The 16058-nt window shown below is 43.6% G+C and carries 13 protein-coding genes; 4 read left to right on the top strand and 9 right to left on the bottom strand.

Translation table 11 applies throughout. The features are described from left to right. Window positions 1–32: 32 nt before the first annotated feature. The 8 genes from A2F46_RS02930 to msbA all read right to left on the bottom strand — a co-directional run bounded on the left by A2F46_RS02930 (window position 33) and on the right by msbA (window position 9726). A complete protein-coding gene (locus tag A2F46_RS02930) occupies window positions 33–2201 on the bottom strand; it encodes a hypothetical protein (protein ID WP_066566352.1) in 2169 nt (722 codons plus the stop codon). Further along, window positions 2198–2872 (bottom strand): NAD(P)-dependent oxidoreductase, encoded by a 675-nt coding sequence (locus A2F46_RS02925; RefSeq protein ID WP_255358739.1) that lies wholly within the window; start codon window positions 2870–2872, stop codon window positions 2198–2200. Before A2F46_RS02925 ends, A2F46_RS02930 begins: the two co-directional genes overlap by 4 nt. 14 nt (window positions 2873–2886) lie before the next feature. Then, complete coding sequence (locus A2F46_RS13190; protein ID WP_066566345.1) at window positions 2887–3168, bottom strand: NAD(P)-dependent oxidoreductase; 282 nt, start codon at window positions 3166–3168, stop codon at window positions 2887–2889. Continuing rightward, window positions 3169–3543, bottom strand: a complete 375-nt coding sequence (locus A2F46_RS02915) for an SMR family transporter (RefSeq protein WP_066566343.1) — start codon at window positions 3541–3543, stop codon at window positions 3169–3171. 35 nt (window positions 3544–3578) lie between these two features. Continuing rightward, window positions 3579–5009, bottom strand: coding sequence for a UbiA family prenyltransferase (locus A2F46_RS02910; RefSeq protein WP_066566341.1), 1431 nt, complete (start codon window positions 5007–5009; stop codon window positions 3579–3581). A 1-nt stretch (window position 5010) separates the two neighbouring features. Continuing rightward, window positions 5011–6783, bottom strand: a complete 1773-nt coding sequence (locus tag A2F46_RS02905; protein ID WP_066566339.1) for a glycosyltransferase family 2 protein — start codon at window positions 6781–6783, stop codon at window positions 5011–5013. An 81-nt stretch (window positions 6784–6864) separates the two neighbouring features. Further along, on the bottom strand, window positions 6865–7824 hold the full coding sequence (locus A2F46_RS02900) for a glycosyltransferase (protein ID WP_066566337.1): 960 nt from the start codon (window positions 7822–7824) through the stop codon (window positions 6865–6867). A gap of 132 nt (window positions 7825–7956) precedes the next feature. Next, on the bottom strand, window positions 7957–9726 hold the full coding sequence (gene msbA, locus A2F46_RS02895; protein ID WP_066566484.1) for a lipid A export permease/ATP-binding protein MsbA: 1770 nt from the start codon (window positions 9724–9726) through the stop codon (window positions 7957–7959). Window positions 9727–10213: 487 nt separating this feature from the next. Here msbA and rmuC point away from each other — a divergent pair, with 487 nt between their 5' ends. Genes rmuC through A2F46_RS02875 form a run of 4 tightly spaced genes read left to right on the top strand, consistent with a single transcriptional unit; the run spans window position 10214 to window position 15093 of the window. Then, entirely contained in the window at window positions 10214–11779 is a 1566-nt protein-coding gene (gene rmuC / locus A2F46_RS02890) for a DNA recombination protein RmuC (protein ID WP_369796306.1), read from the top strand. 49 nt (window positions 11780–11828) lie between these two features. Continuing rightward, window positions 11829–13370, top strand: coding sequence for an MFS transporter (locus A2F46_RS02885; RefSeq protein ID WP_066566333.1), 1542 nt, complete (start codon window positions 11829–11831; stop codon window positions 13368–13370). Window positions 13371–13374: 4 nt separating this feature from the next. Further along, window positions 13375–14292 (top strand): bestrophin family protein, encoded by a 918-nt coding sequence (locus A2F46_RS02880; RefSeq protein ID WP_082783547.1) that lies wholly within the window; start codon window positions 13375–13377, stop codon window positions 14290–14292. A 24-nt stretch (window positions 14293–14316) separates the two neighbouring features. Continuing rightward, window positions 14317–15093: an MOSC domain-containing protein gene (locus A2F46_RS02875; RefSeq protein ID WP_066566326.1), complete on the top strand. Its 777-nt coding sequence runs from the start codon at window positions 14317–14319 to the stop codon at window positions 15091–15093. Between the two features lie 177 nt (window positions 15094–15270). On the opposite strand, the gene A2F46_RS02870 is transcribed toward A2F46_RS02875, so the two are convergent. Beyond that, the gene (locus A2F46_RS02870) at window positions 15271–15903 is read right to left on the bottom strand and encodes an MBL fold metallo-hydrolase (protein ID WP_066566322.1); all 633 of its coding nucleotides are present in this window, start codon (window positions 15901–15903) and stop codon (window positions 15271–15273) included. Window positions 15904–16058: the final 155 nt, after the last annotated feature.

The following is a 16058-nucleotide window of genomic DNA, read 5'->3' as shown; positions in this document are numbered from 1 at the left end:
AAACACAACCCTCGGCAACAAAGTGTCTTCTATTAATTATTACGATCTCTCGGTCGTTTTCTGAATCTGGTTAACATACCAGCTAATATCATTAAAGCCATTAATGGAAATGGCCATAGCCAACGCCAAGTATAAGGGAAATATGTTAACTCCAACCTACCTGCTTCATTCGCTGGCACGACCACCTTCGTCAATACACCCATATCATCTTTATCAACTTTGAGCGACTTGCCGTTTAGAAAGGCCGAATAACCTGGCCACCATACTCGAGGGAAAATCAACGTCCGCGCCTGAGCATCCGCTTCTATTTGCAAAATATCTTGATTATTATTGTGCCTTATCATGGTTACCGCTGCATCAGCGGGCAACACTGAAGGTGGGTTATTTACCCATCCCTGGGTAGCCGCTTTAGGCAAAGAAACGAAAACATCTCCACGTGCAGCATCATCCTGAACATCAATATAGCCACATAACTTTAATGGCCGCTGATGTTGTTCAAAATCGGCGCGCTGCATAATGATCGTACTGATGCGCATTAGCACTGCTTGGCAAGTGCCATATTTCGTGAGTTGCAATACATTCACCAACGTCTCATTCGGTTTGAAAAGTGCATGTGCTGTATCATGAGGAAGCAGAGCATCTAAAGCTTTATTCCCTACCGGCGAATAGCCATTAATGGCTTTAATGTTGTACACCCCAAACTGGGCAGAATTAAGGTCATTCAAATAAATCCGATTAGAATGACTGGAAAGTGACAGCACAAACCCTTCTAAGTTAACTTTAGGCTCTATTTGCAACTGCTGAGGCAATTTCGCAAAAGAAACAAAACGCTCTTTATAGCCCAAAGATTTGGTCCCAGCCAACATAATCAGTAAACACACCAGCGCACTGCCGACCAACCATGCAGAATGTTGCCGCCTGAGCAGCCACGGCACCGCAAGCAACAGCAATACCGATAAAACCTGCAGCCAAATGTGTTTAGCCTGAATTTCCATCCCCAAGCCATTCATAAAAGCCAACACACCAGCCGCCAGCACAATAACACCATACACGCGGCGCGCACCGGTGCTTCGTTTGACAGGCGCCTTATCCAAAATATAACAAGTGAGTAAACAAAGCCCCATAGATAAAAAAGGCAGAAAACGAAATGGCCAACGTAACGGCCCAAATTGACTGGGCATTTGCGTCATAAGAAAAAAAATAACCACTAACGCTACCAACCACTTTAGGGTGGGCGATTGGTGCCACAGTACACTGATTTGGCGATAACATAACGTCGCAGGCAGTAACAAAATAGAGAAGCCCAAAGGCACCAGCATCAGCCGATAGCCACCAAAATAATGAATAAACTCATAATATGAAGGGAAAAAACCCATCACAATGCTGGACCATGCTGGCGATAAAAACTGACCATCATTATTAAACCCATTAGGACGATCCAGTAGGCTGCCTGAAAACACATATTCGGAATAAATGGGAATAGCCAACAATAAAGCCAATAGAGTAGGGGTCGCCAGCCATAATATAGATTTTAAATCTTTTTGCGATTGCCACTCTGCTATTAATGTAAATAATACGAAAATAGCATAAGCAATGACCCCATGAGGCCAACCAGATGCCAATAAAAATAAAGCAGCTAAAAAATTCAGAACTATATTAAATAATGAAACATGACTCCTTAGCGCTAATAACGCCGCGATAGATGCAGTAGCCCAAGCTTGTCCATCAGCCGCATTCCACCATCCCCCTGAGTATTGATACAAAAAAATTGGCTGAATAGCAACAAAAGCGGCAAATACGTAGGCATATTTCCTGCTAATATTACAATTTTTTGCGATAACCACTGCAGAAAAAGTAATTAGTGTGATATTAAAGAATGCTAAAAACAATCCAGGCAGACGGATGTAATCGAAGTGATATGCCAACAATGAGGCAATAACATTTTGAGGAAGAAACACGCCTTTCCCCAGCTCAACCATACTGTTCCCACCAACATACAGTGTATCAACAATAAATGGTATCTGCCCCTGTGCCCAAATCCGGCCAAACTGCTTGAAAAAACCAAGCATTTCATTCAGTGCGTCATCCACATTGAAAAAATCATGCATAAATACTTGGCAAACACTAATCACTAAAAAAGCATAAATGGCAGCAAAAAAAAGACCAGATTTAGCACTTACTCGATTATTAATAGAATTCATTGTTTTTGTAATTGTAGAAAATTGTCAAAAGCTTCGCACATCGCTTCAATATCTGATTTGGTTGGTGCCCAGCCTAATTCTCCAACTGTATCTTGTGTATCGAGCAAAATATTTTTATCAGCGATACCAAACTGCTCTGGATACAAAAGCGTTAATCCCAATTTATCCAATCCTGTTAAAACAGGCTTAATCAATTGAGTTGGAATCGGTATGACAAATGATTTTGAATTTGCATGTTTTATGATTGCTTTAAGTAATTCCTTTGTGGTTGGGGGAGAGGAAGATCCCAAGTTATACGCAGATCTCGGAAAATTCTTTTCACCAGCACGTAAAGCTGCTTGCACACAATCTTCTACACTAACCATCTGATATCGATTCAACCCATTGCCAATCATAGGTACTGGTAGGTTCAATGCAATTAATTTAAATAGTTTCTCCAAAATACCCAGTCGTCCTGCGCCCGTAATGAGTCGTGGTCGAAAAATAGTAGCGTTTAATTGTGAATAGCCGCGAATTAATCGCTCAGCCTCAACTTTTCCTTCTCCATAAGGACCTAACGGCTTTTGCGGATGATCAGTTGCTACAGGGCAAGTGTTAGGAACTCCATAAGTCATATCGGTTGAAAAAAATACCATACGGGAAACATGGGCTTTATCCATCTCTAGAAGAATATTTTTTGTCCCCCTTACATTGACCTCAAAAAACCATTCCTCCCTATTCTTTCTGGTACTGCATCGGCAAATTGCCTCGCGGCCAAGTGATATACAACATCATCAGATTGGAGCTGTATTTGCTGAATATCCGCAATTGAGCATATATCACCTTGAATAAATTGCGTTTTCTCTTTTAAAACTATGTCTTCATAATTTTTTAAATCAAAATTAACAACTAATTCACCTTTTTCTATCAATTTTTTTGCTAAGACCCTACCAGTGAAACCGCTTCCACCCGTAATAATGTGCCGCATTCAGGCGCTCCTAGAAATAATGAATATACCCACACATATGGTAGCCAAACCTATGATGCGAATCATATTCACATCTTCATGCATGAAAAAATAACCAATGACTGCCGTAATCACATATCCAATAGAAAGCAACGGATATGCTAAGCTCACTTCAACCTTCCCCAGCACACCCATCCACAATCCAATGCTTACAGCATAGCAAGCCATACCCAACAAAAACCACATGTTTACAAGTAAATGAATTCCAAATTGAAAATAACTAAAGATGCTATCTGGCATCCCTCCCATTGTTAACATTGTTTTTCGCAAAGCTATTTGTGCAAATGCATTAAGTGAAATGCTAGCAATAGCCAAAAGAAATATTAAATAATTCATTTAAGATCCTATGTAATTTGATAATAATGGACACATCAAAAATAATGTGCAGATAGCATTACCATCAAAATCCAGATTACTAAACTAATACTTTTTTTATCCCGAATCAAAAATACAATTGGGTCATCGTGCATCAAACCACGTTTGGTATTCATCCATAAATTGCCAATTAAATACACCATAATTAATTGAACCAACCACAACCAAGAAGGGTGTGTGTAATGCATGGTGGTTTCCGGCGCATTTATGTACAAACCGAACATAATCACGGCACCCATGTAAGCACCTATCCCAAGCGGCCACAAAATAGCCAAGTCTGATTTCACATAACCCCGTCCTACAATTTTTTCCAAATTATCTGGCATCGCTACCAATTCAGCACAGCGCTTAACTGTAGCCAAGCTCAGAAACACCAATACCGAAAAAGCTACCAACCAATAACTTAAATTAATATCAGCGACAACGCCGCCAGAAAATATGCGCATTGTATACAAAACAGATAAGGTAATAATGTCTAACAAAATTTGTTTCTTGAGTTTTAAGCTATAAAGAGTAGTAAGTATCAAATAAACCAGAAATGTTGCCAAAAAAGCCCAAGAAACCCATGCAGAAAGAACCAACCCAATCAAGAGGAGTAATCCTGCTGCTTTAATGCCTTGTGGAATTGATAAAACAGCAGCGGCAAAAGGACGTTTGCATTTTCTAGCATGCTGTCGATCATTTCCCAAATCCCATAAATCATTGAGAATATAAGTTGCGGAAGCACCCAAAGAAAAAGCTAGAAAAGCCAAACACACCGAACTAAATTTGGCTAAATCAAACATTAGAAAAGCAGTGAGCAACGGCACAAATAGCAAAATATTTTTTAACCATTGATGGATACGAATGGCTTTCAGCCAAGTCATTAGACTGGCTTTGGGGTTAGCCCACTGCTGCTCTATGGGTACATGAGCTGCCTGAATTTTTGCCACCAATTTTGGCACCTGGTTACCCACCACAATTGCACCTTTTGATTGAACCCATATAGGTAAATCAACTTGATGATCACCGGCATAAACAAACTCTTCACCTACTTGGGTTCGAATAGCTGCTAATTTGCGCTCACCTCTCAAATTTTGGTTATCATGTGTGGCGATCACTTGATCGAAACAACCCAGATAATCTGCTACTTGCTGGGCAATACCTTGGTAAGCAGCAGTAGCCAGAATAATCTGGCGCCCTTTTTGTCTTTCAGCATGGATATAATCCAATAACTCTTGCCGATATGGCAACATGGCTGGCTGGAAATCTGCATGATCGAAAACATAATGCTTAAAAGCTGGCTTGCCTTTAAACAACAATAAAGGCAACCGCCATACCGCAGATGGATTCTTTTTAATTAATAAAATAAGTGTTTCATGCAGGGTATCACTCAGTACTAAAGTGCCATCTAGATCTACAACCAATGGTTTTAAGTCATTATTCATGCTAAATCTTTGTATTGTCTTTTTGTAACAAAATTCTTTCCCAAAAAAGCTTGGAGGTAATCACGTCAATATTATTTTGGTATTTTTGTTTTTGTTTAGAAAATTGACGCCAAATTTGATAAGAATCGAAAATTAAGTAACCTAGCCTTTTAAAAAATGCTGTCCTAGATATTTCTGCCACATACCCTTTACTAGAAACAGGGTTAAAATACAGAATGCTTTTATAACGGAAAATATCGGGATAATAAGCATTGTAGGATAACGGCTGGAATACCGTTTTTTGTTTCATCGGTAATAACAACCCATTCAGCGTCAATTTTCTTTTAAATCGATCAATGGTTGAGTGTCTCTTTTTACTTGCATAAGACAATTTTAACCCTTCAAAATTAATTGCATGCTGTTTTTCTTTCATTGCCAATTGGTTTATTTCTGGTCTAACGAGCGCTAAATCATAATTACTTTCCCAGAACTCTATAGGTTCGAGGGCATGCTTTAGTGCCAATCTAATTGCATCGACACTACCATATTGATGCGAAAACAAACTATTTAAATAAAAATGGCGGTAGGCTTTTAATGTAAATTTTGAATTTTTCTGGAAATAAAAGGTATTCACCAAATGGTTTCTAGTATCCAAGTACCAATTCATTGCAGAAACTTTTGTTGCAAAGCTTTCCCCATAGCAAGCAATTCCAATCTCTGTAATCAAATTAAACTTATTTATCATACTAAATAATATGTCATCTCCACGCACAAAAAAAGGAAATGCATAATGTTTCACTTCGGCAATTGGAAAAGCAAAAAACCACCACGCTCCATAGTTAATACTCTTATTAGCAGTCTCAGCTCGAACCACCTGACCAACTTCTTTCATGTTCCAGCCATGAAAAGCTGGGCGACACATATAATCAAATTTAGCACCCTTTTCAATTAGCACATCCGGCCTATCGTCGAGGAACAGGGAGCCAACTACCGCACTATTATCATTCACTGCATACGACAAAATCCAATAAGCCCGTTTAATGCTTTCTGTTTCGCAGGACGCATCATCATCCATAAACAACACATGCGTCGCATCTGTGTCATTTTGATAATGCAACAGTCCCCGCATAAACCCACCTGATCCTCCAGTATTGGCATTGGAGATAACGTCAACACCAGGCGCTTCCGCAGATGTAATGTTTTGCGAATTATCAACCACAGTAAATAAAATTTTATCTTTATATTCTGGGTCATCCAGTATTTCTTTTTTAACCCTGGCAATAGAAGGCAAAACATATTGCTTGCGATTAAAATGTGTGATGCTGATACCCAATTTCACATCTCGTCTTGGTATATCTATTGTGTACCACCCGCCACCACTAAAAGTAACCGGGCCCTCAGCAGCGATAAACTCAACATAAATTAAACCACGATGACTTATATCATCATGGCTCACCTCAAATACAATTTGCTCTGAATCATTCAATACTAGTGTATTTCGGGCAAGCTCAAAGATGGTCCCAACATCGGTGACAAGCAATAAGCGAGCAGTAGTGTGGCCATGACCCTTAGCTTGGAAGGCCAAGTTCTGAATATCACATTGCTCACACCAGACAACGGTTGACAAGGCATTATAGTAAGTATCAAAAGACAATTTTCCACCTTGGGCAATGACCGTTTTGCCATCTGCATACAATGCCAACGCCCCTCGCTGATATTTTTCTTCACTGGCTCCAAATGCAAAATTTGGCATTAAAATATGCTGGATACAAAAAAATTGATTTCTCAAAACCATTTGCTCCCAATTATGATTTTTAAAATATTTAATAATTTATTAATAACATGAATAATAAGCTCTATATATAATTATGCACTTCTATAACCCTTTAACTCTATCTCTATACCATATTGGAAGAAATCTGATTAACATCATTTTTTTCAGTTTATTTGTACTGATGTAATGCCTATTAATTCTTTTTTCTTTAAAATCTAAAGTAATATCATCTCGCCATGCTTTCAGAAAGGGTAATTTGTGCGCAGTATCTATACGAGCAAAATTCCACGAATAGCATTTGAATCTCAGCATCGGGATATGAAATTTTAAGGCTTGATAAACTGCATTATGCTGCTTACAAAACCGCAAAATTTCTCGGTATTCATCGCAAACGCAAAAAACTTTGTCGCCACTATTACTGGAAGAATGGGCATTGTCTTTGCGATAATTCAGCAAAGGTTTATCCACAAACATAAACCGCAGGCAAAGAGCATATGCTTTGAAGACAAAAGAGGTATCTTGATAAGAAGCACCGGGCGTTTCCAAAAAGCGAATATGGTTTTCAGTTAAAAAAGTATGGCGGTACAAATTGGCCCAGACCGAAGGCGCTTGATAGAAGATTTTTGGATAATCAAGCGGATGAACCACTTTATCCGTGGGTAGATAACTTAAGTCTTTCTTGATTTTTCCATGCTGATCAAACAGAAAATAATTGCACCGCGCAATATCTAAATCATGCTGCTGTGCTAAAGCGATTAAGATGTCGAACATATCTGGTTCGATGAAATCATCAGACTCAACAATGCCAACATAGTCACCCGAGCAGTGGGCTAAACCCACATTCATCGAATGACCATATCCTGTATTTTTCTTATCAATAACTTTAAAACGATTATCTAATTTAATAAATTCTTCAATAATGGCCAGTGACCCATCCGTAGAGCCATCATTGATGCAAAGAACTTCGAAATCTTCAAATGTTTGCTGTTGAATGCTTTTTAAACATTGAGCCAAATAAGGCTCAACGTTGTAAATGGGCACCAAAATTGAAAGGGCAGTCATGTTTGCGGTCCGCAATTATTATTTCTGAGACAATCGTTGCACACATTAGGTTGCATGTGTGCCTTACCATATCATCCACAGATATCTATTATTATCTTATATTTATAATGCCATATTGTTTTTAATCAGTATTTATAACGAATCCTCTTGATTGGCATGCCCAAATTGCATGGCATACAGGCTGGCATAACGGCCGCCTTTAGATAAAAGCTCATCGTGTTTGCCCTGTTCTACCATTTTGCCTTCATGCATTACCACAATATTATTGGCATTTTCAATGGTAGAAAGGCGATGTGCAATCACAACGGTAGTACGATTTTTCATTAAGACTTCCAAAGCAGCCTGAACCAAACGTTCAGACTCAGTATCCAATGCGCTGGTGGCTTCATCCAAAATCAATATGGGTGCATCTTTCAGCAAAGCGCGGGCAATAGCAATCCGCTGACGCTGACCACCAGACAATTTCATCCCCATATCACCCACTCGGGTTTGCAAACCTTCTGGCATCTTCTCAATAAAATGCATGGCATTCGCCGCTTTTGCAGCTTCCACTACTTGCTCATCGGTGGCTTCGGGATGACCATATTTAATATTATTGGCAATCGTGTCGTTAAACAGCACCACGTCTTGGCTCACTAGCGCCATCTGTGCACGTAGGCTTTTGAGTTCGTAATCCTGTACATTAACACCGCCAATACTCAATTCCCCGTTGGTTGTATCATAAAACCGAGGGATCAAATTCGCCGTAGAGGTCTTGCCACAACCCGATTCCCCAACCAATGCCACTACTGAGCCTTTGGGTATGGTTAAATTTAAATGATCAATGGCATTTTTATCCGCGCCCTTATAGCGCAATACCACATCTTTGAAGACAATATCTCCAGGGTTTCTTGGCATGGCCAATTTCCCTTTATCAATTTCATTGTTTTCTTTCATAAAATTGAATACGCTGGTTGCAGCAATAATCCCACCTTGCAAAACAGAGTTGACATTTGTGATGCGTTTCAGCGGGTCAAACATCATCAACATGGCCGTTAAAAACGACATAAAATCGCCGGCACTGAATCCTGCATGAGCAGCACGGCGTGCAGCCATATACAAAATAATCGATAAGGAAGTGGCCACCAAAAGCTGAGTCGTGGCACTAGCTATCGATGTGTAGGATTGTCTGCGCACAGCAATGTGCCGCAATTCTTTATTCACCTTTTCGAATCGGTTGGTCTCATACTCTTGCCCACCATACACACGCACCACGCGAGTCCCGTCAACCGCTTCAGTGAGGATTTGCAGGACCTCGCCCATGCCACTTTGCGCCTTCGATGCCAGACGACGAATGCGTGCATTAATCGTTCGCACCAGCCAAGCAATTAAAGGAATGGTGATAAATGTCACCAAAGTCAGTTGCCAATCAAGCCAAAATAGCCAAGCCAACAATCCCAAGACGGTGACACCATCTTTGGCAACGGTCGTGATTACATCAAAGCCAGCCCCAGTAATACCTTTGGCATCATTGGTAATGCGAGACACCATGTGTCCTCGGCTATTTTCGCTGTAATACCCAACTGGCAGCATCATCATTTTAATAAATAGATCACGCTGGATATTTTGCACCATCACATTGGAAATATACGCGCTGGTGTATTCATTTATATAGTTGGCTATGCCGCGAAAAATAAACAGGCCCACTATTTGGAAAGGCACCCATTTCATTGCCTCAATGTTTTTTGCCACAAACCCATTATCAATAATGGGTTTCAACAGAGCTGCAAACCAAGGCCCTGTTACCCCCACCACCACCATAGCAATCACAGAAACCAAGAAATACTTTAGCAATCCGCGCATGTAAGGATAAAGATTTCGATACAACTCTTTCAAAGAGTAAAATTCAATATTGTTTTTCATGTGTCCCATTACATTTCATTCATCAAGCAGGCACTTTGCACACAGCAGATTGCTGTGTAGAGCAATTATCGTGCCAGCATGTGCCATATATATAAGAGCCCCTCATTACAATTGCCTGCTATATTGGCATAGCCATAAGTACCCAACCGCTCAAAGACGCAGCTTTTTGCTGGGCGACAGCATGATTTCTTCATGTCTTGATTGGCCTGCAATTGCTATGGGGCATCAAATACATTCAGGAACCTTAAGTTAACTAAGCAAGAGGCGCATCCATCTGCGCCCAGCCATCATACCCAATCTACAGGTAAATATACCGCATCAATTCGTATACTGTTGTCAGCACAGTGCGCATATTAACATTTATCCCCAAGCCCACGCATGCACTCTATGCCAAGCGTGATAACATACGCCTTTATTTTAAAGGTTGAACATCATGTTGGCAGTACCGCTGTCGCTGTGGTTAATCGTTGCATTGGCAACGGGTCTGGTGGGCGTGGTGGTTTGGCTATGGAGCCGACAGCGCATTCTCACCCAAACAGCACAATGGCAAATAGAAGCACAAGCTTTACAGGCGGAAATCACCCGCGCAAAAGATGAAGCTACGCAATGGCAACAGCAGCAACAGCAAACACAGCAAGAATTAGGCCAATTGCGCCAACAGTTTCAGGCAGCCAGTACACAACTGGCGAGTGCCCAAGCTGAGAATCGACAATTACCAGCGTTACAAGCGCAACTACAACAAACCCAAGCACAGGTACAACAGTTTCAGCAACGATGGCAAAACAGCGACAATGCTCTAGCCGCAGCCAAACAACAACTGGCCAATTGGCAAGCGCGTGCGACAGAATGGCGCCAGCTAGATGAGGTTTACCAAAACACACGCCAACAGTTGAATAATAGTGAAGTAACCAATAGCCGTTTAAGCACCCAATTACAGCAAGAACGCGAAGCTCATCAAGAAAAATTGGCGCTACTCTTGGCTGCCAAAGAAGAATTAAGCAACCAATTTAAAACCCTCGCCAATGATATTTTGGAAGAAAAAAGCAAACGCTTTAGTGAGCAAAACCAACACAGCCTCAGCCAGCTCATCAACCCATTACACGAGCGCATACAAGGCTTCAGCCAACTGGTGCAAAATACCTACGAAAAAGAAGCCAAAGAACGCACCACTTTAGAAGTGGAACTCAAACGCCTGCAAGAACTCAATACCCAACTGCATGGCGATGCTAAAGCACTCACCGATGCTCTCACGGGTACACAAAACAAAAACCAGGGCAATTGGGGTGAAATGATCTTGGAAAAAGTGCTGGAAAGCTCTGGTTTACAAAAAGGGCGCGAATACATCGTTCAGGCAGCCACCACCATCACCGATGAGCATGGCCAGCAGCGCCGGCTACAACCCGATGTACTGGTCAACCTACCCGACAACAAACAAATCATCATAGATGCCAAAGTATCGCTGACAGCTTATGTCCGCTACACACAAGCCACTGATGCGCAAGCGGCCGCCCGTGAATTGGCCGCACATGTGCACTCCGTGCGGCAACATATCAAAGAACTGGCGGCAAAGCGTTATGACAACATAGACGGCATCAATACCCTCGATTTTGTGTTTATGTTTATCCCGGTAGAGCCCGCTTATTTACTGGCATTACAGCATGACAATCAGCTCTTCGACGACTGTTTTGCCAAACGCATCATGCTGGTGGGTCCGAGCACGCTGCTGGCAACACTGCGTACTGTGGCCAATATTTGGCGCAATGAACAGCAAAACCAAAATGCCCTCACCATAGCCCAAGAAGGCGGCAAGCTCTATGATAAATTTGTTGGCTTTGTCGCCACATTGGAAGGTGTCGGCAAAAACATTGAACAGGCACAAACACAATACCAGACAGCCATGAAACAATTACACACTGGCCGCGGTAACCTGATCAACCGTGCCAAAAAATTAAGCCAGCTAGGGGTACCAACCAGCAAAACCTTGCCCGCCGCATACCAAACAGCAGACGATGAAGACGACACATCGCCTGCGCTGCCCGCCACCACCGAATAATCGCTCAGGCAGCCGCAACAGGCTGCCTGAAACCGCATGAGCACTCACCATGACTTCCTCATCTTCACTCTCCCGAAAACGCAACAGCTGGCAGCAAGCTTTGGCGGTGTACGGCGATCGGCGTGCACTGACCATGTTGTTTTTGGGATTTTCTTCTGGGGTACCACTGCTGCTGATTTTTTCCACCTTGTCTTTGTGGCTGCGCGAGGCGGGTGTCGAGCGCAGTACCGTCACCATGTTTAGCTGGGCGGCACTGGCGTATTCATTTAAATTCGTTTGGGCACCTTTGATTGATGCCTTGCCTCTGCCTGGATTAACGCGCTGGCTAGGGCGCCGACGAGCATGGTTGTTGGTGGCGCAATTATTGATCGTAATCGCAATTTTGTGGATTGCACTCATCGACCCCCATCTTTCAGGCAGCCTGATGTACATGGCTTTTGCCGCTGTGTTATTGGGATTTTCTTCAGCCACCCAAGACATTGTAGTGGATGCCTACCGCATCGAACTGGCTGAGCACGATACCGCCATGCAATCGGTGATGGCGGCCACCTACAACGCGGGCTATCGCATCGGCATGGTGATTGCCGGCGCTGGCGCCTTATTTTTAGCGGATGTGTTTGGTTCCAACGGTACCCATTACCAATACCAAGCGTGGCAACACACGTATTTCATCATGGCTTCAGTGATGTTGGTAGGCATCATCACCACCTTCATCATCCGCGAAACGCAACCCACACCCAAATCGTTAACCCAACACAATCGCGAATATGCGCGCTTGGTGTTGGTTTTTGCACTGTGTGTGGTGGCATTCATTGGCAGCATACAAATCATCGGTTTGGTATTGCCTGAAAGCGCATCCCCTTTATGGGGATTTGCACTGGGCAGCATTCGTCTTCTCATCAGCATTGCCGTGGCAGTGGCGGTGGGCTTAATATTGGTCAAAGCAGGGATGGTTTCTGCTGAAACCGCACGCACCACATGGCTCAACCCGATTCTGGATTTTTTTAACCGCTACGGCAAAGCAGCGCTGTGGCTACTCGCCCTCATCGGCCTTTATCGCATTTCCGACATTGTTTCGGGTGTGATTTCCAATGTCTTTTATGAAGATATGGGTTTTAGCAAAACGGAGATTGCAGCAGCCGTCAAAACCTTTGGTGTCATCATGTCGATTGGGGGTGGGTTTGTGGGTGGCTTGCTGGCGCAACGTTACTCATTAATGAAATTAATGGCCGTGGGCGCCATTTTGGCTGCACTCACCAATTTACTGTTTGTGGGCTTGGCATGGCGCGGCCACGATGTGGTATTTATGTATTTGGCTGTGGCTGCCGACAATCTGGCTTCGGGCTTGGCTGGTGCCGTGTTTGTGGCCTTTCTATCGGCGCTCACCAGCATCCGCTTTACAGCGGTTCAATACGCTATTTTCAGCTCGTTAATGACGCTGATTCCAAAAACTTTGGGTGGCTACTCTGGTACCATTGTCGACCACATCGGCTATCCCGGATTCTTCACGTTCACCGCCTTGATTGGCGCACCCGTGCTGTTGCTGATTTATCAAGTCAACCGCATGGTGCGCCTCAACGATAACCCATAAAACCATGATAGTTCACGATCATCCGCCTTCCATATGGCGACTTTTTTTGATTTGGCACGGTTCCATCTTACCCAAGGTATGGAAACGCGTACTGTATTTGGATCTCTTGGCGGTGGTGGTGTGTGTTTTATATTTACACTTCCACTGGCATTTCATTAACCTCACTGTGGCCCCATTCACCATCATTGGCTTGGTATTGGGTTTGTTTGTGGGCTTTCGCAATGGGGCCAGCTACGACCGTTACTGGGAGGCGCGCACGTTATGGGGTAGTTGTTTGATTACTTGCCGCAGCCTCACTCGCGAGGCTTTGGTATACGCGGGCGGCAGCACACCCGCCGAAACCCAAGCTCGGGTATATTTGCTGATTGCCTATGCCCATGCGTTACGCCATCGCTTACGCGGCACCGATGCCCACAACGACTTGCAGCGCTGGCTGCCTGAACGCGATTACGCTGCCGTATTAGCAGCCCCCAGCCCCACCAACCACATCCTAACCTTAATCAGCCGTTCTTTTTACCACTTACATCAACAACACGGTTTGGAATCGCCACTGATGGCGCGCGTAGAAGAGCACATCAACGAACTTGGCCGTATTTTGGGCGGTTGCGAGCGTATTCGCACCACGCCATTGCCCTATGCTTATACCCTTTTGCTGCACCGTACTTTGCATGTGTATTGCTGGCTGTTGCCGTTTGGGCTGGTGGAAACCATCGGCTACATGACACCAGTGGTGGTGAGCTTTATGGCATACGCATTTTTGGGGCTGGATGCATTGGGCGAAGAAATCACCAACCCCTTTTCTCAAGAACCCAATGCATTAGCCTTAGACAGCATTTGCCGCACTATTGAAAACAATTTATTGGCTGAGCTGGGTGAACCGTATCCGCCGATTTTGCAACCAGAACGCAGCGTATTGATGTAATTCATGCCAATTAAAGGATACAACATGAAAGTGGTGGCTTTGTATTATTACCCCGTCAAATCAATGCGCGGCATACCCGCCGATAGCCTCACGTTGCACGAACGTGGCTTTGATCAGGACCGGGCTTGGCTGGTGGCCGAGCCCAATGGCCACTTCATCACTGCGCGTACCCATCCACAGATGGTATTGTGGCAGGCTGTCCCCAGCGATAACGCACTCACACTCATTGCCCCCAATGGTGAACAACATCAAGTCGCCGTATCCGATTACACCCAGCCTCACGAAGTGAATGTGTGGAAAGACACCTTTTCTGCCTACCAAGGGCTGCCTGAAACCGATGCGTGGCTCTCCACGCAATTGGGGCGCCCATGCCGCTTGTTTTACTTAGGATCAAAATCGCACCGCATCTTGAATCACAACGGTGGGGAACTGAGCTTTGCCGATGGCGCACCTTACTTGCTCACCAACATCGCTTCTTTGTCTGCCCTCAACCAGCAATTGCCAAATCCCGTAGACATGCGGCGCTTCCGTGCCAACATTATCGTTGATGCAGGTGTGCCTTATATTGAAGACGGATGGCAGCAGGCTCAAATCGGCAGTGCAATATTAGAAAATTTCAAGCCATGCAGCCGATGTGTACTGATTACAGTTGATCCCGACACTGGCGTTAAAGACTCTACTAAAGAACCCCTCATGACCTTGGCCAAAACCCGGAAAAACCAAAATGGCGTCTGTTTCGGCATTCATTTAACCTTAGTTCAGCCAGGAGTGATCCACATTGGAGATGAGGTTATCGTTTGATAAAACAAATTTGAACACGACAAAACACTAAATTAGCCCAACAACCATTACACTATATGGCCCTAGACCGATACCGCTGCAACTAACACCATCATGAGTTCATAAATAATGAGGCTTCTCGCGGACCAAAAACACCATCCGCTACATCATCTGAACTTCTGTCTCTCCACCTATTATTTATAAAAATGGATTATGCCGCTTTTCATGGCCGATGGTGGTCATGGGCCCATGACCAGGAATCACCTGTGTTTCATCGGGCAGCTTCCATAACTTTTCGCGAATATTGCGCAGTAAATCTGCATGATTGCCTTGAGGAAAATCGGTGCGGCCTATTGATTCGCGAAACAGTACATCCCCCGCAATTAACAACTGGTCTGCAGCGGAATAAAATACCACGTGCCCCGGAGTATGGCCGGGAATATGCAATACCTGAAAGGCATGTGAGCCCACATGCAGCACTTTGTTTTCGACCAGCCACTGCGTAGGCTGAAATACTGGGCTCACTGGGAAACCATATCGAGCAGTCATTTCCGGCAATTGCTGTAGCCAAAAATCATCTGATTTTCCCGGTCCATAAATCGGCACTTCTATTTTTTCGATCAAGCGCACCACACCACCCACATGATCCAAATGCCCATGAGTCAGCCAAATCGCCTGCAACTGTAAATGATGATGCGCAACCGCTGCCAGCAATGTTTCCACATCGCCGCCCACATCAATCAATACAGCATCCAAAGTGCAATCATCCCACAACAAAGTGGTATTTTGTTGAAAAGGGGTGACAGGGATAAGGGTGAATTGCAAAGCCATATCTGATTTTCCTTTGGCCCAAATATCATTTCATGAATTCTTTTTACAAAGAATGCTAGCGTCATCAATAAAATATGCAGTATGATTGCCTGCATGCTTTAAGCATACAACACAAATTGATTAATAAATTAAAAATAAATCATGGAGGTATCAGC

The organism is Snodgrassella sp. CFCC 13594 (genome assembly GCF_001590725.1).
GTDB lineage: Bacteria > Pseudomonadota > Gammaproteobacteria > Burkholderiales > Neisseriaceae > Snodgrassella.
The sequence above is the reverse complement of the archived record's forward strand: the minus strand, read 5'-3'. Positions and strand labels throughout refer to the sequence as shown.

Bases quoted from the DNA above. Each gene is read 5' to 3' on its own strand.
- A2F46_RS02930 (WP_066566352.1), bottom strand. From the start codon at position 2,201: ATGAATTCTATTAATAATCGAGTAAGTGCTAAATCTGGTCTTTTTTTT.
- A2F46_RS02870 (WP_066566322.1), bottom strand. From the start codon at position 15,903: ATGGCTTTGCAATTCACCCTTATCCCTGTCACCCCTTTTCAACAAAAT.
- A2F46_RS02900 (WP_066566337.1), bottom strand. From the start codon at position 7,824: ATGACTGCCCTTTCAATTTTGGTGCCCATTTACAACGTTGAGCCTTAT.
- msbA (WP_066566484.1), bottom strand. From the start codon at position 9,726: ATGAAAAACAATATTGAATTTTACTCTTTGAAAGAGTTGTATCGAAAT.
- A2F46_RS02915 (WP_066566343.1), bottom strand. From the start codon at position 3,543: ATGAATTATTTAATATTTCTTTTGGCTATTGCTAGCATTTCACTTAAT.
- A2F46_RS02910 (WP_066566341.1), bottom strand. From the start codon at position 5,009: ATGAATAATGACTTAAAACCATTGGTTGTAGATCTAGATGGCACTTTA.
- A2F46_RS02905 (WP_066566339.1), bottom strand. From the start codon at position 6,783: ATGGTTTTGAGAAATCAATTTTTTTGTATCCAGCATATTTTAATGCCA.
- A2F46_RS02885 (WP_066566333.1), top strand. From the start codon at position 11,829: ATGACTTCCTCATCTTCACTCTCCCGAAAACGCAACAGCTGGCAGCAA.
- A2F46_RS02880 (WP_082783547.1), top strand. From the start codon at position 13,375: ATGATAGTTCACGATCATCCGCCTTCCATATGGCGACTTTTTTTGATT.
- A2F46_RS02875 (WP_066566326.1), top strand. From the start codon at position 14,317: ATGAAAGTGGTGGCTTTGTATTATTACCCCGTCAAATCAATGCGCGGC.
- A2F46_RS13190 (WP_066566345.1), bottom strand. From the start codon at position 3,168: ATGCGGCACATTATTACGGGTGGAAGCGGTTTCACTGGTAGGGTCTTA.